Raw genomic sequence first — 19,597 nt, 5'->3', positions numbered from 1 at the left:
GAGCGTTCTGACGGCCAGAGAGGATCAGACCGTACGGGCGTAGGTGAGAGCGCCCTGCAGGTCCATCGTGCGTCCTCGCGCCCAGGCGGTCTCGATCTGGTCCTCACTGAGGAACCGACGGGCGGTGTCTCGCGGGGGCTCGGTCTCCCAGCGAAAGGCCTGCACCGTGAGCCCGCCGGGGATGGACTCACGCAGATGGTCGGCCGCCCCGGCCAGCACCACCGCTCGTTCGGGCCGTCCGAGCGCTACCGCCGCCTGTCCCAACCGATCGAGGTCCATTGCCGCGCCGGCCAGGTCTCCCAACTCGGCGGCGATGTCGAGGCAGGCGACGAGTTCGGCTTCGGCTTGCTCAAAGCGTTCTTGGAGCAGCGAGGTGAGCGCAAGGGTCCGCAGGGTCTGGCTTTCGTACCAGCGCACCCCGAGGGCACGGGTTCCGGCGAGACATTGCTCACCGTAGGAGCGGCAGTCGTCAAGGTCTCCGGCGAACAGCCGCATCACCATCGAGGTTGCCAGGCCGAGACCGACCGCGAACGGTTCCGGGTGTTCGGCGATCAGGGCCTGGTACTGCTGCTCGAGGGGCGCCGCCGCCTGCAGGTCGCCACGATGGCAGGCGAGGGTGGCGACCAACCCGGTGAGGGCTTCCAGTTCCAGCCACCAGTCGTCGAGATCTTTGGCCATGTCCCGGGCCTGGCGGTATGCGGCCTCGGACGCGTCCAGGTCGAACTGCCAGTAGCAGATCCCGCCCAGACCGATCAGTGCCTTGGTACGAGGCACGCTCGCCGGCCCGTTGATGGCCAGCAGAGCCTCGAGCCATCGGCGGCCCTCGGTGAAATGGCCCCGTAGCTGCCAGAAGCGCCACATCCGTCCGGCCATGAGGAGCGCCAGCTCGGTGTCACCGGTCTGGTGAGCCCATTGCAGCGCAGCCCGGAGGTCAGCGTGCTCCGCGTCGAGGCGTTCCAGCCAGCTCGCCTGATTGGCCCCGGTGAGCTCCGGTTCGGCGTGCTCGAGGAGGTCGGCGAAGAAGCGGGCGTGGCGATCGAGAATCTCCTTGTCCTCGCCGGCTGCCCGCAACTGTTCACTCGCGTACTCGCGAACCGTTTCAAGCATGCGGAAGCGTGTCGCGTCGGGCTTCTGCTCCGGGCGGCCGAGCAGGCTCGCGTCGACCAGGGTGGAGATGCCGGCGACGACGTCCTCGACGGGTGACCCGGCGGCGACCGCCTCGGCGGCCTCAAGGGTGACACCGCCCCAGAAAGCTCCCAAGCGCCGGAATAGCGCCCGGTCCGCGGCGCTGAGCAGGTGGTCGCTCCAGGCGATGGCGTTCCTGAGGGTCCGCTGCCGCGCAGCGTGATCAACCGGTCCTCCGGACAGGAGCGGGACGGCCGGGTCGAGCCTGCGTCTAAGCTCCTCGAGAGGGAACACCCGCAGGCGAGCGGCGGCCAGCTCGATCGCCAGCGGCAGCCCGTCGAGGCGCGTCACAAGGTCAGCCACCGCCGGCGCGTTGTCGATGGCAAGGCTGAACCTGGGGTCGACTGCCGCGGCGCGGTCGGCGAACAGGATCAGCGCGTCGTTGTCCGTAAGCTCCGCGGCCGGTTCGTCGGCTGCCGGCAGGGGCAGCGGGTCCAACGGGTACTCCTGCTCCCCGGACAGTCGAAGCGGAGCTCGGCTGGTCGTCAGCACACTAAGCCCGGGAGCAGTGTCGAGGAGCTTCCCCACCGCCGGCGCCGCGGCGAGCACGTGCTCGAAGTTGTCCAACAGCAGGAGCAGCCGCCGGGACCGGAGATGCTCGACGAGCGCCTGGTCGGTCGGCCGGTCGGCCGTCTCGGAGACGCCGAGGGCGGCGCCGATAGCGGACGGGATCAGCTTCGGATCCATGATCTCGGCCAGCGAAACAAAACGCACCCCGTGAGAGAAGTCCTCCAGCAGGCTGCTGGCGACCTCGACGGCCAGGCGGGTCTTTCCTGAACCCGGAGGGCCGGTCACACACACCAGTCGGTGGGTCCGCAACAGGCCCTGTAGCTCGGCGAGCTCCCACCTCCGACCGACGAAAGTGCTCCGCTGGACGGGCAGATTGTGCTGAGGCCGCGGAGGCTTCGCCGGCTCGGGCCCATCGAGGGCGACATCCCGCAGCAGGATCTGTTCCTGACGGCGACACAGCCACGGGCTCGGCTCGATGCCCAGCTCCTCGTTAAACACGCGGCGGGCATGCCGGAAGGCCTCCAGGGCGTCCGCCGGCCGGCCGGATCGGTACAGCGCCAACATCAGCTGTCCCCACGGCCGCTCCCGGAACGGACGCCCGGCCAGCAACGACTCGAGCTCCCCGATCACGGCAGCGTGTCGACCCAGCGCCAGGTCGGCCTCGATCCGGTCCTCTAGCGCGGTCAGCCGCAACGCCTCCAGCCGGGCGCGTTCGGGTTCGATCGCGGCCACGTCGGCGAGATCCGCCATCAGTTCTCCCCGCCACAGCTCAAGCGCGGCAGCCAGCAGATCCGCTGCCGCTCGGGGATCGTCCCGGACCAGGGCCCTGCGACCCTCGTCGGCAAGGTGCTCGAAGCGCTGGGCGTCGAGCTCGCCCGCGGAGACCTTCAGCTGGTAGCCGGGTGGCCGGCTTTGCAGGCGCCACGCGTCCGCGCCCAGCACCTGGCGCAGTCGATGCGCGTACGCCTGGACGCTGTGCCGCGCGGTGTTCGGCGGTTCGCCGTCCCACAGGTCCTCGGCCAGACGGTCGAAGGAGACGACCTGCCCGGCTCGGATCAGCAGCAAGGCCAGCAGCGTCCGCTGGAGCGGGCTGCCGAGGCCGAGGGACTCGCCGCCGGCCACCACCTCGAGAGGTCCCAGAATCCGGAACTCCACCGATCCTCCTGAGTTTGACTCGAGCCTACGGCCCGACTTGCTCGTCGGCGGAGGTTTCGCGCTGCTCGGCCTCCAGGATGGTCTTGAGCCGGGCGAGATCAGCCTTGAAGTTGCGACGGACGATCCGCAAGGTCAATGGCGCTGCCAGTCGGCCGAAGATCCCGCCGGGCAGCCGATCGGGCTCGAACCAGACCGTCGTGCGGCATCCATCGCCAGCCCGCTCAGCGATGCAGCCGGAGTGGAACACCATCGGCTCGGACACGAACTGATGCGCCACGATTCGGCCGGGCTCGTACTCAGTGACTTCGTCGGTGAACTTCCTTCGTCCCATGGCGTTCATGACGAATCGTCCTCGGCGACCCAGCTGCGTGGTCGTGCCGGGATCCAGCCACTCGGATTCGAGCACCGTGCGCATCCACTTCGTGTCGTTGGTTCGGTTATCGAAGAACGCGAATACCTCCGCGGAGGAACGGTTGATGATGATGCTCTCTTCGACCCTCATGATGGCTTCCTTCGGTTGTGCCGTAGCGAACGCCCTCACGTTGCCGGCGCTCGATCGCAGCCTGATCGCAGATCCCTGCCCGCGGCGATACAGATGCGTTGTCGATCTGCGATCAGGCTGCGATCGTCCGCGCGCACGATCCCAACGAACGTTGACGAGTCAGGGGAGACAACCATGAGCCGGAGTTCGTACCCCCTAGCCGAGCAGGCCGGGGAACTAGAGCGGCTGCAGCTTCAGTCGCGGGTGTGGGAACCGAGTGGTCGACGCCTGCTGGACGAGATCGGTCCCGGTCAGGGAGCGCGAGTCCTGGACATCGGCTGCGGCGCCATGTGCTGGTTGCGCGTGCTCAGCGAATGGGTGGGGCCCGACGGGGAGGTCGTGGGAACCGACATCGACGAACAGATGCTCTCCGGTGCCGAGCAGTTCGTGACCGCGGAAGGCCTCGGAAACGTGACGCTGGTCAAGGACGACCTGTTCGCAAGCGAACTCGAGCCCTCGTCGTTCGACCTGGTGCACGCCCGGTTCCAGATTGCACCGCTCGGTCGTGGTCCTCAGCAGATGGCGACCCACCTCCGCCTAGTCCGTCCCGGCGGCACCGTGGTACTCGAGGAGCTCGATCCGCTCTCCTGGCACTTCATCCCCCCAGCGCCCGCGCTGGCAGTGCCGCTGAGCCGAGGTGTCGCGGTTCAGGGCCTGATTCCGCTGCTGGGCGACGCCTTCCGCAGAGCCGGCGGCGATCCCAACGCCGCAGTCACGGTACTGGAGCTGTTCCGTAGCGCGGGCATCGAACCGCAAGTCCGGGCCGAGGTCCAGGCACTGCCTCCGGGCCACCCCTACCTGCGCCTCCCGCTCCAGTTCGCCACCGCACTGGACGGGCGGTTGCGCTCGTTCGTCGACGACAACGAACTCGACCAGATCCTCGAAGAGGCCGAGCGCGAACTCCAGGATCCTGGCCGCTGGGGCCTCACGTTCACGCTAGTCCAATGCTGGGCGAGGCGTACGACCTGACACTCCACCCTCGGGAACCACCACGCGCGAAACAACTTCTTCTGACCAGTGAGGCGGGGGCCGAGCTGACGAGTCCGAGCGCCCCCGCGGCTCAGCAGTCGGTATCGGGTGACCACCACCGAGCCTTCGCCCCTGCCTCGTCAGTGCGCTGCCTGGGCAGAGGCGAAGGTGAACGGGATTTCAGCAACGCTAGACACGTAGGCGTAGCTTCGCCACCACGCGGGGTGTTCCGGAGCCCGAGATTCCACCTTTGAAGGGGCGGGCCAGGGATCGGCGGGACGGCTGCAGTTCAGCGGCGGGGTGGTCAGCGAGTACGCGGATCCGCGCAGGGTGAGCGAGCGTCTTGAAGAACTCTGCTTTCCGCTCGTGCAGGGCCTGTGCACCGGCCGCTCCTGACCCGCGACGCCTTCTCGGGCGATTCACCAGTTGCTAATCTTGGTAAGTTCGAAGAGGTAGAAGATGGCTGAACCCGTCGTCGGGGCAGTGATGACCCGGTCACCGGTCACGGTGCCTCCCGACGCCCCGCTGAAGCAGGTCGCGTGTGCGCTGCTGGTGGCAGACGCGTGCGCAGTACCGGTCGTGTCGGGCGCAGTGCCGATCGGGGTCGCGGTCCGTCGGCTGTCGGACCCCACGAGACCCGGGCTGTGCGTGGTCGACGACGGCCTCGAGTTGGTCGGGCTGCTGACCCGGCGAGACCTGCTCGCGGTGTACCGGCGCTCGGACGAGGAGATCGCTGCCGAGGTGCACCTGGCGGTAGAGCGTGATCGCTTCCGCCCGGCCCTGGAGGCGGCGACGCTGACTGTGGAAGTACGGGGTGGTGTCGTCACCCTCGAGGGTGAACTCGCCTATCACAGCCAGGTGGACCACGCCGGGTACGCCGCATCCCGAGTCGCCGGCGTCATCGCCGTACACAACAACCTCAGGTACGACGTCGACGACCTGCTCGTCACCGGCTTCTAGCGATGGGAGGTACATCGTGAGTGGTGTGATCGTTTGTGGTGTGGACGGATCGACTGCCGGACAGCGTGCGGTCGAGTGGGCGTACGACGAGGCGCATCGCCGGTCGTGCCGGTTGCGTGCGGTGACGGTCTGGACGTGGAACGGGCCGGACTACGGGCAGCCGGTCGGCAGCGCGGAGGAAGCTCGACAGCGTGCGGTCGACGTCCTGGAGGAGGTGCTGGCCAAGGTCGTCGGTGAGCAGCCGCCGGAGGTCGAGAAGGTGATCCGCGAAGGGCGTCCGAGCGAGCAGCTGTGCGAGGCGGCACATGATGCCGAGCTGATCGTGCTCGGCAGTCACGGCCACGGCGCATTCCACGACGCCTTGGTCGGATCGACCAGCGTGCACGTCATCCGCCACGCGCCCTGTCCGGTGGTGATCTTGCCCGATCCGACCAGAGCCGAGCGCGAGCGCAAGGCGTCGAAGTCACGCCACCACCTGCACGGTCCGGAGGGTGCCGTCCCGACCTTCTGATCACCAGTAGAGCCAAGATGGTGCGGTCGCTCCGCCGGCTTCCAGGCGCGCTTCCGGGGGCGCGCGGCCAGGGCGAGGAGGGCGCCCGATGTCGGTTGTCCGGATGGCGGTTGGGTGTTGTGCTGTGCCTGGGCTTGTGGTGGGGTGTTCGGCGGGTTCCCCGGCCGTCAAGGGGATGTTTCGGCTGTGAGGGGTTCCGGTCGGACCGTGGCCGGGGAACCCACCACAAGTGCCTTGAGCCCGCTCCGGTACAAGTGAACGTTCGCGTGTTCGTGACCTCGGGTATGTGATGGCGTCACACGGGCGCAGAAGGATCCGAGGCCGCCCGCGCTGTGGAGCGGCTGCCCTCACAGCACAGGAGACACCGGATGCGTCGCGCACGTTCTCTTCACCCGTCCACCGCCGGCCTCGCAGCGCTTGTCGCCGCGGCGGTCATCGGACAGGCCGTGGTTGTTTCGACCGCACGGGCTGCACTGGACTAGCCCGCCCGCAGTGCCTGCCACAACGTGGCCCGCGTGCCGGTGAGAACCGCTGCCGTGTTCAACGACCCGGTGTGGTCCAGGCGTCCGCTGAACTGGTTCGCCGACGTACGCCGGCATCAGGGGGAACGGCGTTCGGAGACAGGCTGCTCCGGCTCGAGGTTGGTAACCGCCTCGTCCTCCGCGTCGACGGCAAGACGATCTGGACCCAGTTCGTCACCGTCCCGAACAACCCGATCGGGACCGACGGCTACTTCAACCTCTACAACCACCTTGAAGGACAACCCAGTCCTCGTGCTCGCCGTCTAAGAAGTAGGGCGGTCAGCGCTACACCCGGTCCAGGTGCTGGCCGCCCCACTGTCATGCGGCCGTGGGCGTGAACCTGCACAGTGCGGCGATGGTGAACGTGGCCTCCTCGTCGGGAACGATGCGAACGTCGGCATCGGTCAAGAGGGCGGCCCGGATCGCGATGTCCTCGAGGGGCGCCTCACACGCAGCACCGGCTGCCCCGATCAGCGGATTCGGCTGCAGGGAGAGGTCGGTCGGGGCAGGCCCGAACCATGCTCGATCATCGCTGTCGGAGGTGGGGAGCAGCAGGGTACGGACACGCCCGGCGGCCAGCGCCGCGAAGGTTTCGTCGGTGCCTTGGACGGCCAGCCCGCCGGTGCCGACGTGTGCGGCGAACTCCGCGAGGAGCGCGGCGTTCTGCTCGGCGACGATCTGCCGGGTCTGGTCGACGAGTTGCTCGGACTGCCGTGCCGCGGAGCCGTCCTCACTGCGGCCGCCGCTGAGCCGACGGACTGTCACGCCGGTCTGGATCCAGCGCGGCAAGTGCTCCTCGAGGTACTGGAGCGCCCGGACGTCGCCGGCCAAGAACAGCACGTGAGCCCTGAAACGCTTCAGTAGCCGTGCGACGGTCTCCGCTACTGCGATGGAGTTGTGCTCCCAGGAGTCCTCGGCGCGGTTCTGGTACCGGCCCTGCGACCAGCCTCCCGGGGCGTTGCGCTCGATCTCGTCGTCCGGGCCGTTCACGGTCGCGGCCTGTGGTTCGCTGCTTCCGGCGGGGTAGACCGAGATGTCGGCGCCGGTGCGGTCGAGCGTCGCGACGATGCGGGCGGGATGTTCTTGTTCCCAGGCCAGGAGCGGTTTCAGGTGCGGTAGGGCGCCGTACCGGCCGATGTAGGCGGCGTCCGCTTCGGGGAGGGTGAGGGTAAGCGTCACTTTGTCACCTTGCGCGAACGCTGCCAGCTGTCCCGGACCTGGTACGGCGTCCAGCACGTGCTCGGCCAGTGCGTCGATCGTGTGTGTTGGTGCACCCTGCTCGGAGAGCAGGCGGGCGACGGTTCGCCAGCGCACCGGTACGTCGCCCGGCGGCCGCTGATCGAAGTACATCGAGGCGACCGGGGTGTCTCCGGCCAGCAGCTTCGTGAGTGGCGTGTCGTCGATACCGCTCAGGATCGTCATGGTTCTCACCCGCCTTCGGGACACAACTCATCCGGGCGGTGCGCTCGGACCCTTTCCATTCTGCGCCTGTGGGAGTAAGGGGTGAGATGAAGGAAGGAGCTGCCATGTCGATGCTGCAGCACAGGGACAGTCGGCGTCAGTTGGCGGACCTGTTCGACTGGGCGGAGAGCCTGCCGAGCATGTTCCCCTGGCAGGCCGCGGCGATGCGCGGCGTCCGGATCGAGGAGTTCGCCGAGAGCGACAGGTACGTCGTCCGCGCCGAACTGCCTGGCCTTGACCCGGACAAGGACATCAAGGTCGAGGTCGCGAACGGGATGCTGACCATCGCGGCCAGTCGTCAGCAGGAGGAGCACGAGGGCGGCCACTCGGAGTTCCACTACGGCGCACTCAACCGCCGGGTCATGCTGCCCGACGGCGCCGACGAGGCCGCCGTGAAGGCGACGTACGCGGCCGGCATCCTCGAGGTGACCGTGCCGATCTCACCGAAGTCGGTGGAAGGGCGCACCATCGCGATCGAGCGCAAGGAGTGAACCACGCGACCGACCCGGCCGGACACCACCGGCCGGGCCGGTGCACACGCCTTGGCGCCGAAGGAAGGGAGCAACGATGACTACAACGAGGCAATGGAACGTCGAGATCTACATCGACGAGCACGTGGACGAACGGATGACGAACGCTGAGGCTCGCCTGCACACCGGCGACAACAGGTACCTCGTCGGACGGGGAACCGCGCACCGGCACCCCGAGGACGCCGAGGTGGCGGCGATCGGGGACGAGCTCGCAGCCGCGCGAGCCCTCTCGAGCCTCGCCCACGAACTGATCCACACCGCCGCGACAGACATCGAACAGCTCACCGAGGAACACGTCCACCTGCGGAGCTGATGCAGACACGTGCTTCCGGGATCGCCTGGTCCTGAGTGTCGGGCGCGCTCTGAGCGGGAGCTCGCGGATCAGTCCCAGCCGGCCGGTTCAGGATCCGGGGAATGGGCGGGGAGACCCTTGTGGTGCCGGTCGTCCGGGAGGCATCGTCGAATGGTGGGTAAGCAGATCGTGGTCGGGGTCGACGTTGCCTGGCGGAGATCCGGAGCGCTCGACTGGGCGTTGCACGAAGCAGCGCTGCGGCAGATGCCGTTGCACGCGGTGCACGTCGTGGACGAGCGACCCGGGTACGCGTTTCCGTTGAGCGGTGACAGCCAGGTGGCTGTCGCGCTGGCGATCCCTGAACCTGACAGCGGATTCATCGACGAGCTCGAGCAGTACGTCGTCGCCGCGGGTCAGACGCTCGAGTTCGGGACCGACGTTCTGGTCGGTTCACCTCACCGGCGGCTGGTGGAGCTGAGTTCGGAGGCCGCGCTGACGGTTGCCGGCCGCCGCGGTGCCGGTGGGTTTGACCGGTTGCTGATCGGGTCGACCTCGGAGTTCGTCGCGAACCACGCTGAAGGCCCGGTTGTCGTCGTACCGGACGGCTGGAGACCGGATCGTGCCACGGAGGCACCGATCGTCGTGGGTGTGGATTTGGGCGAGCAGCACGATGCAGCGCTGGAGTTCGCCTTCGACACAGCGGCCCTCCATCACGTTCCGCTCTGGATGGTGCATGCCTGGGATGCCCAGTTGATCGTGCTCGGTGGCCACCGCGGGAAGTCCGGTCTGATGATCGGCTCGGTGGCGCGGGGCGTTCTGCAGTACGCCGGGGTTCCGGTCGCGGTGGTTCATGAGCGTGGGGCGAGTTCATGAGTCGGGACGTGTTGAACACTGATCTGTACGAGGTGAACATGGCGCTGGCCTACCTCGGTGAGGGGATGACCGCGCCGGCGACGTTCAGTCTGTTCGTGCGCGATCTGCCCGCCGATCGCGGGTTCCTGGTCGCCGCCGGGCTGGAGCGGGTCATCGACTACCTCGAACGCTTCCATGTCACTGCCGCGCACCTCGCCGTACTGAGTGATGCGCTCGGCCGGCCGGCGCTGGAACTGCGGAACCTGCGTTTCACCGGTGATGTGTGGGCGGTGCCCGAGGGACGTGTGGTGTACGCGGGGGAGCCGCTGCTGGAGGTGACGGCGCCGCTGCCGCAAGCGCAGTTCGTGGAGACGTTCTTGCTCAACCAGGTCACGTATGCGACGGCGCTGACGTCCAAGGCAGCCAGGTGCGTCCTCGCAGCCGCCGGCAAACCGGTCGTCGACTTCGGGCTGCGTCGTACGCACGGCGTCGAAGCCGGTCTGCAGGCGGCGCGTGCGGGCGCGATCGTCGGCTTCGCCGGGACAAGCAACGTCGCCGCCGCGGCACGATACGGGTTGCCGGCGGTGGGCACGATGGCGCACTCGTTCGTCGAGTCCTTCGCGGACGAGCGTACGGCGTTCCGCGCCTTCGTCCGGCGGTCGACGGGTCCCGCGATCCTGCTCGTCGACACGTACGACACCGAGCGCGGCGTGTGGATCGCTGCCGATGTTCTACGAACGGTTGCGCGAGAACGGCAGTTGGGTGTCCGACTCGACAGCGGCGACATCGACGTGCTGTCACGGCGGGCGCGGCGGATCCTGAACGACGCCGGTGTGCCAACTGCTCGCATCGTCGCGAACGGCAGCCTGGACGAGTACGCCGTCGAACGGTTGGTGGCCGTCGGGGCACCGGTCGACCTGTTCGCTGTCGGCACGAAGGTGGGTACGTCCGCCGATGCGCCGTACCTCGACTCGGCCTACAAGCTGGTCGAGTACGACGGCCACCCGGTCATGAAAAGGTCCACCGGCAAGGCGACTCTCCCTGGACCGAAGCAGGTCTTCCGCCGAGCGGGAGCCGTTGACCTGATCGCGTGTCGCGACGAGTTCGGGCCACCGGGAGCGGAGCCGCTGCTCGAACCGGCCATGCTTCAGGGCCGGCGAATCTCACCGGCAGAGCCGCCACAAGACGTTGTAGCGGCCGCCCACCGACACTTCCGCGCCGATCTGGCCGGCTTGTCCGAACCAGTACGCCGCATCCGTCGACCCGAGACGATGACTCCTGAGCTGACCCAGTCGCTACGACAGCTGACCACCGACCTCGACAAGCGGCTCGAGAGACATTAGGACTGGAACGGATTCCTCAGCGACTGTTGCCGAGACGATGCGCGACACCGAGGGTGTCCCAGATGGCTGCTGCGCCGTCTCCGTCCTCGCTAGCGGGACGTGGAGGTGCGGCTGTCAGGTGACGCGCTTCAGCACGGCGGACCCGCGGCGTCAGGAGGGGGTGGCGCTGAGTTTGAAGGTGATCCAGCCGTGCATACCGTTGGGGGCGTCGTGGCGGATGACGTCGTCGAACCGGGCGCCGCGGTCCTTCTTCGCCAGGGCGTGGTCGACTTTGGCGCCCTGGGCCACCAGGAACCCGGGGAAGTGGCTCCGGCATTCGTCCGCGGTCGCGTTGAAGTCGCCGGCCGCGACCACTGGCGCGTTCGGGTGGTTGGCGGCGTAGGCCTGCACGGCTTTGCGGGATTCGATCCAGGCGGCGCGGTTCTTGTAGTCGACGACCACGCCGCCCGACGGTCCGCCGGGCGGGAAGTGGACACCGACCACGTGCCAGGTCTTGCCGTTGACCCCGACGACGACAACCGGGTACCGGCGCGGGTCGCGCTTGCCGGATTTCCACCACCACGGCTCGGACATCTTCAGCAGGCTGCGGTCCTTGATGGTGACGCCGTTCTTGATCAGCAGCGCGATTCCCGGCGCCTCGGCGCCCTGATCGGGCCCGTACTGCCGCAGCCGGTACCCGTAGCGGTCGGCCACCTCGGACAGGTGCGCCCGCGCCCGGTACGCCTCGCTGATCACCATGATGTGCGGCTTCTGCGTATCCAGGATCACGCCGACCGGCGGCTTGGCCGCGCCGGCCACATTCGCGATCGAGATCTTCAGGCGGTCCCGCTCGGCCGCCGCGGCAGGTGCCGCGATGGCGACTCCGACTGCCAGCAGGGCAAGAACGACCAGTTGTACGACGCGCCGTCGTGCGTACTGCATCGGCGACCCTCCCGAACGTCTCGATGTGAACGGTCCACCAAGCTATCGACCCACAGGTCCATTCCCGCCGGCCAAGCCCTCTCGGCGGGCGAACTGCGCGAAAAGGTGCAGGTGCTGGAGCGCGAGGGCGGGCTTGTGGATGAGCTCCACCGCACGCTCCGCGACCAAGCTGGCGCCGGCTGTCCGGCCGCCGCCGAGGTTGCCGAGAAGCCGTCGCGGGGGAAACTTCCGGCGGCCCAACGGAGACTCGTCGCGGACGTCCGCCCGTTCGGACCCGACCCTTGCACGATCCACACCACGGCGGTCCGGGGTTCCGGGTGACTTCAAGTGTGTGATGCGGGTCACATTCAGAGGGTGGCGCAACCAACCTCCGTATGCCGAGAGTCGTCCGGTCAAGGGTTGGTTGCGTTCTGGGGGAGGTCGGCATGGAGAGCCTGCAAGATGTGTACGACGGCTGCTACCGCCGGCTGGTCGCGCAGCTGTACGCGTTCTGCGGGAGCCTCAGCGAGGCCGAGGACGCGGTTCAGGAGGCGTTCGTCCGCGCGGTGGAGAAGCCGCGCCGGTTCGCCCAGGTCGACAATCCCGAGGCTTGGCTGCGCACCGTCGCGCTGAACGTGGCCCGCAGCCGGTACCGAAGGGCAACCATCTTCCATGGCCTGATCAGTCGCGCCGTTCAACCGCAGGATGCCGTACCAGGCCTATCGCCAGATCATGTGGCTCTCGTCGACGCGCTCAACCAGCTCCCGTGGGAACAGCTTGAGGCGCTCGCCCTGTTCCACATCGTCGACCTCCCGATCCGCGACATCGCTCTCCAGCTGGGCATCCCCGAGGGCACCGTCAAGGCCCGTCTTTCCCGCGGTCGCGCCCACCTGGCACCCCTCGTCCGCGACTTCACCGAGGAGATCGACCATGTCTGAGCTCAAGGACCTGGCCTGGGCAGTGCAAGAAACGATCGACCCGCTGCCGTTCGAGCAGCTGGAGCGCCGCGGCGTACGGCGTCGCCGCCGGCGGCAGGCTCTGGTCGCCACCGGCGCTGCGGCCGCCGTCGTACTGGCTGCTGCCGTGCCATGGAGCACGCGGAACGACACCCAGCCGCCGATCGCGCCCTCGGTCCCGCCGCTGGTGAACGCTACCGACCCAGCTGGTGAGGCATTGGTGCGCGGCACGAACGCAGAGGTGACCTCCATAACGCTCGCCACGCCGAAGCGCTGGGGAGCGACCTGGAGCAACTGCAACAGCTGGTGCACCTACGCGGCCGTGCTGAGGCGGGAAGACGAGAAGGCGACGACACCAGTGGGCAGCTCGTACTGGGTGACTCTGCAGGTCGGCAACGAGATGGTCGCGCTGGGCACGCCGGGAGGCGAACGGCCGGCCGAGGACGACCCCGCGTCACCGAAGACCGTGATGTTCCGGCTGACCGATGAGGGTCCGAGGTCCACGGCCCTGCGGACCGTCGCGGCATCGACGACGTTCGACAAGGATGAGATCCTCAGCGACGAGATCATCCCCGGCAGACTCGCCGTGCTGAATCCCGAGGAGTCGACGGTGCGTCCGCTCCTGGTCGAAGGTCTGGGCATGGCCGCCGCGGCGGTACGCGACAGCACTGGGCGTTGGTGGGTCCTGGGGAATCAGGGCGGGGACGCGCCGCGCGCCGACATCTTCTGGACCGACGACGGCGGCAAAACCTGGGAGCAGACTCTTCTGGATCCCGATCATCCAGGCAACTCCCTGGAGGTCAGCCCGGGCGGCCACACCCTGATCGCGACCACCTCGACCAGCGAGGAGGTGATGCTCGTGCGGATGTCGACCGACCGAGGCGCCACCTGGCGGAAAGTCCCGTCACCGACCTGGACCAAGGGCACGCCGGCAGTACCGTTCAACGACCAGGCGGCTCTGCTCCTCGGCGCGCCACGAGCCAACCCGACGAACAAGCTCTACGCGATCTACGAGTTCCGGCCCATCCTGCTCGACGCCACACCGCCGCCGCTGACGGACCTCGCCCGCAGCGACGGCATGATCTACGGGCCAACGACGGACAAACGCATCGCCACCACCCTGGACCGCGGCACCACCTGGCGGTACTTCGAGCCGCGCTGAGAGTTCCGATCAGTTGTGCCTACAACTCCTCGAGCGGCACCCGACGCCGCACCGTCAGGGCCTAGGACCGCTTCCAACCTGCGGGGCGGGTGCGACCACTCATGACTAGCCAGTGACCTGTTCGCCAATGCGTCGGGCGCGCGGGTTGCACGGCTACCATGGCCTCGCCGGGAAACCTGGTGCCGCGATTCTGTGTATGCCGTCGGAGCGTGGCGATGCGCGGAGCCTGGCCGACGGCCGGTGCGCTGACGGCCTCCTCGACGTGGTTCGGGGCCTACCTGAGATGAGGGTAGACGGTGACTGCTCCGCCGGTTTCCACCTGCGACTGACTGCCGAGCGCGCTGGGCGTCTGGGCCCCGACGGAGCGTGTCGTGTTCGCGGAGGGGGTGACGCTGGCGAACCTGGAGGTCCGATCGACCTGGCTCCCGGTCCGGGTTGGTCTGTGATGTCGTCGGCTTGCAGGTGCTGGAACAAGCGCTCGGCTGGATCTGGTGTAACCGTGGCCTGACGTGCGTCAATTGGGTGGGAGGACGACTCGGCCGGTGGCCGGGTCGTGCTGCGTCCTCGAGTGAGGCCGAGGGGGCTGCGATGGCTTGGGAACAACTGAGTCAGGAGTATCGGAACCGGCTGACTGAGCTGCTCGGTGAGCCGGTGATGGTTGACGACCCGCTGATCACGACTGCGCAGGCTGCTGCGTTGCTCGGGTTGTCGCCGCGACGTGTGGCGCGGTTGGTGCGAGCGGGGCACCTGCCGGCCAGGGCGCGCTCGCACCGGCGCATCCTGTTGTCCGACGTCGTGCGGTCGGGGCTCGACCAGTGGATCTCGGTGGCGGAGGCGGCTGAGATCCACTGGCTCGGTGAGCGCGAGGTACGGCGATTGATATCGGTCGAGCTGCTGGCTGCGCATGGCAGGGAGCTTCCGCTGCGTCGCGGAGACGTTGAGGCGTTGGCGCAGATCCGCGAGAGTTGGTTGTCGATTCCGGACGCTGCCGCGCTGCTCGGGGTGCGTGTCGGTCAGGTGGAGCACATGCTGCGCAGCCGCGCGCTCACCCACACCGGCGACGACACACGACCGGTTCGCCGTCGCGAGATCGATCAACTTGCCGCCCGGCCCGCCCAACCCGCCCAACCCGCCCGGCCCGCCCGACCTGCCCGATCTGTCAGCGTGGCGGCGCGGTCGGCAGGCGCGGCGAACGGCTGACGGTGGATCGGGTGGCCGAGGCGCCCGGCATACCTGCCCTGGGGCAGGCTGACCATTGTTCGCCGTCCGGTGTCAGCGGGCCATCGTCCTCGGTCACCGGGACGTGACGAGCGCGGCGACACCGAGGAGGAGATGTACGACGTTCAGCGCCGGCGACAGGTGGAAGAGTCCGAAGAACAACGGCTCGGCGGCCGGGATCCACGCGGCCAGGCTGTCGACGTACTGCGCGAGCCTGGTCAGGAGGCCGAAGCAGGCAAGCGAAATGAGCGCTCCGGCGAGCCAGAGAGTCGCGATCTGCTGTGGTAGGGGTCCCGACCGGCTGCGTGCGTTGTCATACATGGGCGCTCTCCTCGGGTACGGCCGAACCCGGCGGGCGCCGGCAACGGCATCCCCTCGACAGCCATCAGCCGAGCGGAGCCGGTGAACCGTTGACAGAGGACCGTCCGCGGCCGAGGGTGAGTGTTGTTGACCCAAGGACGGACTGGGCAACGGATCGGCAGCGGCCGGGATTCTTGCTACCGCGCAGAGACAGATCAGCCGACACTGAGGACGAAGCCGGCCACGGAAGCCGTCTCGTAGCCTTGTGACGCACGGATGGCGAAGTCGATCGCGAACAGGACGAAGACCGTCAGATTCATGATCATGTGCATGACTCCGGTCCTGAAGGCAGGGGGTATGTCGCGGGATCGCAGGCAGGTCGGTGAGATCTCGCATCGCGGCGAGGATCGCCCCGACGATGCCGATGCCGATCAGCCAGTAGGCGGCCGTCGCGAGCTCGTGCGGCCGCGCGAGCCCCCGGCCCGGCCGGCCAGGTTACTGGTTCGCATGCCCTCATCGACAACCCTGGACCCAACTACAGGGCCAAGGCCCTCGACACGAACACCTCATCCCCGCATCCTGGCTCAGCCGGTGTGCCCTGGCACCACCTGGCAGGTCGGCTGCATCAGTGGCCGGTCTATGACCAGAACGGCGCCATTCCGATGGCTTCTGGCGGTCTGCTGGCTGTGTTCAGCGAGATCCGCTGCGGGGTTCGAGACTCCAGTACTTGCCCTTCGAGACGCCTGACCTTTCGGACCACACCCGCTCGCCGTTGACGAGGATCGAGAGCCCGTGGCCCCAGCGCAGGACCAGTTCGCCGATTCCGAGCTGTCCGGTCAGCCGCTTCGCGATCAGGAGGTCGCGGCGGTGTTCGTCGTTGCCGAATCGATCGAGCCAGGAGGCTGCTCCGGGACAGGTCAGGATGATTCTGCGTCCGTAGCCCTGCCAGTCGACGTGGGTGTAGCTGACTGCTTGAGCGATCCAGCCCGCGTAGGCGTTGAGGCCGGCGCCACGTCGGGGCAGCTTGAACTCGACGCCGAAGGCCACGTCAGGGTTGCGCCAGGTCGTTTGGGCGTCGCGGGGACGTAGGACCGCATCGATTCGGAGGTTCCTGCCCGAGCAGTGGGTACCGCGTACCTCGGTCTCGATCAGGAACCACGGGGCGAGCCGGTCAAGTACGCGCTGCGCGAGTTCGGCCTCCGAGCCGAACGTATCCAGTGGGAACTCCGCGACGGAGCGCATGCCATCGACAATCACGACGGATCGTTCGTCGAGCTGACCCGTCCGCGGGACATCGCGGAATGGATTCGGCTCGCCGACGAGCGGTCGGAACCGCGACGCGAGATCAGGTCGATCGATCGCACTCCAGTCGTCGTGGGTCACGCCTCCCAGTATTGCGAATTGTCGATCCCCCTCGTTGCAAACGGCGCGTCGATCGGCAGCTGATCGTGGTAATTGGGTCCTGCGCCGGACTGGGACCTTATGCCGAGGGCAACAAGTCTGGCGTCGGGTTCATGCGGGCGTCTGGTAGGCCGTACAGGATGTAGGCGAGTCCGAGGGGGTTGCCCATTCTGAGTAGCTCGAGCCGGCTTGTTCGCAGTGCCGAACCGAGGCTGTTCCCCGCCAGGACTGCGTCCAGGAAGGTGAGCGCGAAGCCGTAGGCGAGGCTGGTGAAGATGGTGATCTCGGTGCCGACGACCGCACCTGCGCCGTTGTAGGTGAAGCCCTTGACCAGGCTGATCGCCCTCTCCGGTTCGAGGGCTGCGGTGTCGCAGGCATTCATCACGACGAGCGGCTGGTGGCTGAGGGCAACCTTTTTCGCGGTGAGGTTGGATCGCGAGATGCCGGGCCGGCCGAGTCGGTCCAGCACCAGAACCGGACCGCCGCGTGGGCGGTCCTCGCCGTGACAGAGAAAGTAGAGAATCGGGTATGTCGCGGGTCTCGCGGCCTCGGTGAACCACGCGTTCCGGTCGGTGACGTGGATCGAACCAGGCAGCCGAGTCACGACGGCCTGGGCGTGTGCGGTCACGCCTGTCACGACCTGCTCGGGTACGGTACCGATCAGCGCGCCTCGAGACCCTCCAAGGCCAACGTCCAGACGGGGTTGGACATTCTCGTCTGTCGTATCGGACACCGGTACACCGATGTCGTGCCGAAGGCCCCAGAATCCGCTCGGGCACACGGTCTCGTCGTCGGCGTGCCGGCAGCCTTCAGGTCCGAAGCAGGTCGTGTCCGTGAGCGGGGTTCGCGAGCGCAGCGTGTCCTCGGCCTCGGGGCAGAAGGCGATGTCGATGTTGCGGTCTGTGTCGAGGTTCAGGTCGTACAGACCGGCCATCGGCGGTACGAACACCGAGTCGGCTCGCGGCGCGATGTCGACGATGCCTCCAGGCCGGCGCATTCGGCGCTGGAGAGTCTCCCGGTCCCGAGGCCCGCCGAGGCGGCTGGTGATGTCCTCCCACGCGTCGTACCCATTCCGGGCGAGCTCGACCAAGTCGTCGCGCAGTACGGAGAACGACGTACCGAAGGAGCCGTCCCGTTGCTGCCCGTATTTGTAGGCGCCTCGTCGTGGGGCGGCATCCTCGCCCCACGCGGCGGTCCGCAGGCTGCCGCGGATCATTCGCAGGAGGTTCTGCACCTCGAGGCCGTCGAAGCTGGCGGACAAGTTCGCGTCGGTCTCGCCATCGTCGGCGTGGAAGAAGAAGTCGTGCGTCCCGTCTCCTGTGGTGTTGGTGTAGATGCTCAGTCGTCTGTTCGCCAGTCGGCCGACCTCGGTGCTGGTCGGTGAGCCTGCGATCGCGTACGGAGTTCTGATCTCGAATCGTGCGGTTCTCTTTCCGATGTGCAGGATCAGATGGTGTACGCGCAGCAGCGTGCTGTGGTGATAGAGGCACAGTCGCAGGTGCATCTGTCCGGGTTGGTCCGGCGTACGAATGCGGAAGTAGAGGCGGGTCTGCTGAAGGTGCTCAGGTACGTCGACATCGTCGGCAGGCGCCCCGACGTGAAGCGGACGACCGCTTCCCAGGAGGAAGGTCCCGGTGGGCGGCTGATCGTTGCCATTGGCGCCGAACAGGACGACTTCGAGCGTGTCGCCTGCGACCATGCGGGACAGGTCGATGCCGGCCATCGGATCAGGTAACGCGTCGGGGTCTGGTGGGCCGATGCTGGTCCACACGAGGTAATCGCTGCTGGGGCGGACCGAACGCTGGGCCAACGGGACCATCGGTCTGGCCGCCTCGGCCAGGCCGACGTTGAGCTGATCCAGCCCGGTGGGCTCAGGCGTGAGGTCTCCGGCGAAGTCGGCCCGCTGGTCGATTTCGTCGTCGTACCGGGCGCCGGTCTTCTCGTCCGCGAACTCCCCGGCCTTGTCCAGGCCTTCGCCCACCTTGTCGCCGTAGCTGTCGACGAGTTCGGTGACTCGGTCCAGCATCCAGAATTGGCGGCTGTCGTCGGCGAGCAGGTTCATGACCGGCGCGAGTGCGATATACCCGAGCTTGCGGCGTACGTCCACCTGGGCCGGTTCATGGTCGAGGACGCCGTGCCTGACCCGCTGCTGGGTGTCCAGGTCCAGGCCCTTGGTTACGTCGCCTATGAGCGTTCGGATGCTGCGCTGTGCGGCGGCTGCCTGTTGGTCGACCCGGTCTGGGACCGACAACGGTTCGTCGTCTCCCGAGAGCATGGCGCGCACCACTTCAGTGAGCGTCCGAACATCCGTCGTACTCTCCTCTGCAGCTGTTGTGAGCGACTCGCCGAGGAGATCCCGAGTGGCTTGACTCGCGTCGCGGATGACCTTCTCGCTAAGCTGAAGCGACTGCCCGGAGATAGCCCGGAGTGCAGCATCGCGGCTGTGGAAGTCGTCATCTGTCGGCAACTCGTCCAGGGCATCCACGGCGGATGTCAACGCCGGAAGTGCCTCTGCCGGATCCGCGAGGGCACGAACGAGGAAGCTGCGCACTGCAATCGCAGGATCGTCGGTCAGTTCTGGTACTGCGTACTCGGGCACCCACAGGCACTGGCGAACAACCTCCAGGGCGTCAGTGTCCGCGCCTGTGCCGAGCCGCCGATTGGCCGATCTCGCCAGCTTGTACCAGGTCTGCTCGCGGTCGCGGCGCGTCGCTATCCGAGCCCTGGTCGTCAGGCCGGTCGCGATATCGAGCACAGCCGAGAGCGACGCGGAATCCCCCACCCTGATCACCATTCGAGCCCCCCTCAAACGGTTACACAGAGCGTACGC

General features: G+C 67.6%; 17 protein-coding genes. 10 read left to right on the top strand and 7 right to left on the bottom strand.

Annotation, left to right across the window (positions count from 1 at the left end):
• Positions 1–24: 24 nt before the first annotated feature.
• Both ABD255_RS18280 and ABD255_RS18275 read right to left on the bottom strand, forming a co-directional pair.
• A complete protein-coding gene (locus tag ABD255_RS18280) occupies positions 25–2,850 on the bottom strand; it encodes an AfsR/SARP family transcriptional regulator (protein ID WP_344215409.1) in 2,826 nt (941 codons plus the stop codon).
• 25 nt (positions 2,851–2,875) lie between these two features.
• A complete protein-coding gene (locus tag ABD255_RS18275; RefSeq protein ID WP_344215408.1) occupies positions 2,876–3,352 on the bottom strand; it encodes an SRPBCC family protein in 477 nt (158 codons plus the stop codon).
• 174 nt (positions 3,353–3,526) lie between these two features.
• On the opposite strand from ABD255_RS18275, the gene ABD255_RS18270 reads away from it, so the two are divergent.
• The 3 genes from ABD255_RS18270 to ABD255_RS18260 all read left to right on the top strand — a co-directional run bounded on the left by ABD255_RS18270 (position 3,527) and on the right by ABD255_RS18260 (position 5,831).
• Positions 3,527–4,360, top strand: a complete 834-nt coding sequence (locus ABD255_RS18270) for a class I SAM-dependent methyltransferase (protein WP_344215406.1) — start codon at positions 3,527–3,529, stop codon at positions 4,358–4,360.
• A 459-nt stretch (positions 4,361–4,819) separates the two neighbouring features.
• Positions 4,820–5,320 carry a CBS domain-containing protein gene (locus ABD255_RS18265; RefSeq protein ID WP_344215403.1) on the top strand — a complete coding sequence of 167 codons (501 nt, stop codon included), beginning with the start codon at positions 4,820–4,822 and terminating at the stop codon, positions 5,318–5,320.
• Positions 5,321–5,360: 40 nt separating this feature from the next.
• Positions 5,361–5,831, top strand: a complete 471-nt coding sequence (locus tag ABD255_RS18260) for a universal stress protein (protein WP_344215401.1) — start codon at positions 5,361–5,363, stop codon at positions 5,829–5,831.
• Positions 5,832–6,670: 839 nt separating this feature from the next.
• Here the strand turns inward: ABD255_RS18260 and ABD255_RS18255 are convergent.
• Positions 6,671–7,774: a baeRF2 domain-containing protein gene (locus ABD255_RS18255; protein WP_344215399.1), complete on the bottom strand. Its 1,104-nt coding sequence runs from the start codon at positions 7,772–7,774 to the stop codon at positions 6,671–6,673.
• A 104-nt stretch (positions 7,775–7,878) separates the two neighbouring features.
• Here ABD255_RS18255 and ABD255_RS18250 point away from each other — a divergent pair, with 104 nt between their 5' ends.
• The 4 genes from ABD255_RS18250 (at position 7,879) to ABD255_RS18235 (ending at position 10,830) form a co-directional block, all read left to right on the top strand.
• Positions 7,879–8,304 (top strand): Hsp20/alpha crystallin family protein, encoded by a 426-nt coding sequence (locus tag ABD255_RS18250; protein WP_344215397.1) that lies wholly within the window; start codon positions 7,879–7,881, stop codon positions 8,302–8,304.
• A gap of 76 nt (positions 8,305–8,380) precedes the next feature.
• Positions 8,381–8,656 carry a dsRBD fold-containing protein gene (locus ABD255_RS18245; protein WP_344215395.1) on the top strand — a complete coding sequence of 92 codons (276 nt, stop codon included), beginning with the start codon at positions 8,381–8,383 and terminating at the stop codon, positions 8,654–8,656.
• A gap of 153 nt (positions 8,657–8,809) precedes the next feature.
• The gene (locus tag ABD255_RS18240) at positions 8,810–9,508 is read left to right on the top strand and encodes a universal stress protein (RefSeq protein ID WP_344215393.1); all 699 of its coding nucleotides are present in this window, start codon (positions 8,810–8,812) and stop codon (positions 9,506–9,508) included.
• Positions 9,509–9,516: 8 nt separating this feature from the next.
• Positions 9,517–10,830, top strand: a complete 1,314-nt coding sequence (locus ABD255_RS18235) for a nicotinate phosphoribosyltransferase (protein WP_344215391.1) — start codon at positions 9,517–9,519, stop codon at positions 10,828–10,830.
• A 150-nt stretch (positions 10,831–10,980) separates the two neighbouring features.
• Here ABD255_RS18235 and ABD255_RS18230 read toward each other — a convergent pair whose 3' ends face one another.
• Positions 10,981–11,751 carry an endonuclease/exonuclease/phosphatase family protein gene (locus tag ABD255_RS18230; RefSeq protein ID WP_344215389.1) on the bottom strand — a complete coding sequence of 257 codons (771 nt, stop codon included), beginning with the start codon at positions 11,749–11,751 and terminating at the stop codon, positions 10,981–10,983.
• Positions 11,752–12,176: 425 nt separating this feature from the next.
• Here ABD255_RS18230 and ABD255_RS18225 point away from each other — a divergent pair, with 425 nt between their 5' ends.
• The 3 genes from ABD255_RS18225 (at position 12,177) to ABD255_RS18215 (ending at position 15,048) form a co-directional block, all read left to right on the top strand.
• Positions 12,177–12,668 carry an RNA polymerase sigma factor gene (locus tag ABD255_RS18225; RefSeq protein WP_344215388.1) on the top strand — a complete coding sequence of 164 codons (492 nt, stop codon included), beginning with the start codon at positions 12,177–12,179 and terminating at the stop codon, positions 12,666–12,668.
• Positions 12,661–13,848 (top strand): WD40/YVTN/BNR-like repeat-containing protein, encoded by a 1,188-nt coding sequence (locus ABD255_RS18220; protein ID WP_344215385.1) that lies wholly within the window; start codon positions 12,661–12,663, stop codon positions 13,846–13,848. Before ABD255_RS18225 ends, ABD255_RS18220 begins: the two co-directional genes overlap by 8 nt.
• A 588-nt stretch (positions 13,849–14,436) precedes the next feature.
• The gene (locus tag ABD255_RS18215) at positions 14,437–15,048 is read left to right on the top strand and encodes a helix-turn-helix domain-containing protein (protein WP_344215383.1); all 612 of its coding nucleotides are present in this window, start codon (positions 14,437–14,439) and stop codon (positions 15,046–15,048) included.
• A gap of 93 nt (positions 15,049–15,141) precedes the next feature.
• Here ABD255_RS18215 and ABD255_RS18210 read toward each other — a convergent pair whose 3' ends face one another.
• The 3 genes from ABD255_RS18210 to ABD255_RS18200 all read right to left on the bottom strand — a co-directional run bounded on the left by ABD255_RS18210 (position 15,142) and on the right by ABD255_RS18200 (position 19,561).
• Entirely contained in the window at positions 15,142–15,387 is a 246-nt protein-coding gene (locus ABD255_RS18210; RefSeq protein ID WP_344215381.1) for a DUF4383 domain-containing protein, read from the bottom strand.
• Between the two features lie 669 nt (positions 15,388–16,056).
• Positions 16,057–16,608 (bottom strand): hypothetical protein, encoded by a 552-nt coding sequence (locus tag ABD255_RS18205; protein ID WP_344215379.1) that lies wholly within the window; start codon positions 16,606–16,608, stop codon positions 16,057–16,059.
• Between the two features lie 238 nt (positions 16,609–16,846).
• Positions 16,847–19,561 carry an Rv0909 family putative TA system antitoxin gene (locus tag ABD255_RS18200; RefSeq protein ID WP_344215377.1) on the bottom strand — a complete coding sequence of 905 codons (2,715 nt, stop codon included), beginning with the start codon at positions 19,559–19,561 and terminating at the stop codon, positions 16,847–16,849.
• Positions 19,562–19,597 lie beyond the last annotated feature (36 nt).

The sequence above is a fragment of the Kribbella sancticallisti genome, assembly GCF_039530625.1.
Taxonomy (GTDB): domain Bacteria; phylum Actinomycetota; class Actinomycetes; order Propionibacteriales; family Kribbellaceae; genus Kribbella; species Kribbella sancticallisti.
This window is presented reverse-complemented; position numbering and strand designations above follow the sequence as displayed.

Coding starts and splice junctions, on each gene's coding strand:
- ABD255_RS18275 (WP_344215408.1), bottom strand. CDS start 3,352: ATGAGGGTCGAAGAGAGCATCATCATCAACCGTTCCTCCGCGGAGGTA.
- ABD255_RS18270 (WP_344215406.1), top strand. CDS start 3,527: ATGAGCCGGAGTTCGTACCCCCTAGCCGAGCAGGCCGGGGAACTAGAG.
- ABD255_RS18265 (WP_344215403.1), top strand. CDS start 4,820: ATGGCTGAACCCGTCGTCGGGGCAGTGATGACCCGGTCACCGGTCACG.
- ABD255_RS18255 (WP_344215399.1), bottom strand. CDS start 7,774: ATGACGATCCTGAGCGGTATCGACGACACGCCACTCACGAAGCTGCTG.
- ABD255_RS18250 (WP_344215397.1), top strand. CDS start 7,879: ATGTCGATGCTGCAGCACAGGGACAGTCGGCGTCAGTTGGCGGACCTG.
- ABD255_RS18245 (WP_344215395.1), top strand. CDS start 8,381: ATGACTACAACGAGGCAATGGAACGTCGAGATCTACATCGACGAGCAC.
- ABD255_RS18230 (WP_344215389.1), bottom strand. CDS start 11,751: ATGCAGTACGCACGACGGCGCGTCGTACAACTGGTCGTTCTTGCCCTG.
- ABD255_RS18225 (WP_344215388.1), top strand. CDS start 12,177: ATGGAGAGCCTGCAAGATGTGTACGACGGCTGCTACCGCCGGCTGGTC.
- ABD255_RS18220 (WP_344215385.1), top strand. CDS start 12,661: ATGTCTGAGCTCAAGGACCTGGCCTGGGCAGTGCAAGAAACGATCGAC.
- ABD255_RS18215 (WP_344215383.1), top strand. CDS start 14,437: ATGGCTTGGGAACAACTGAGTCAGGAGTATCGGAACCGGCTGACTGAG.
- ABD255_RS18210 (WP_344215381.1), bottom strand. CDS start 15,387: ATGTATGACAACGCACGCAGCCGGTCGGGACCCCTACCACAGCAGATC.
- ABD255_RS18205 (WP_344215379.1), bottom strand. CDS start 16,608: ATGCGCTCCGTCGCGGAGTTCCCACTGGATACGTTCGGCTCGGAGGCC.
- ABD255_RS18200 (WP_344215377.1), bottom strand. CDS start 19,561: ATGGTGATCAGGGTGGGGGATTCCGCGTCGCTCTCGGCTGTGCTCGAT.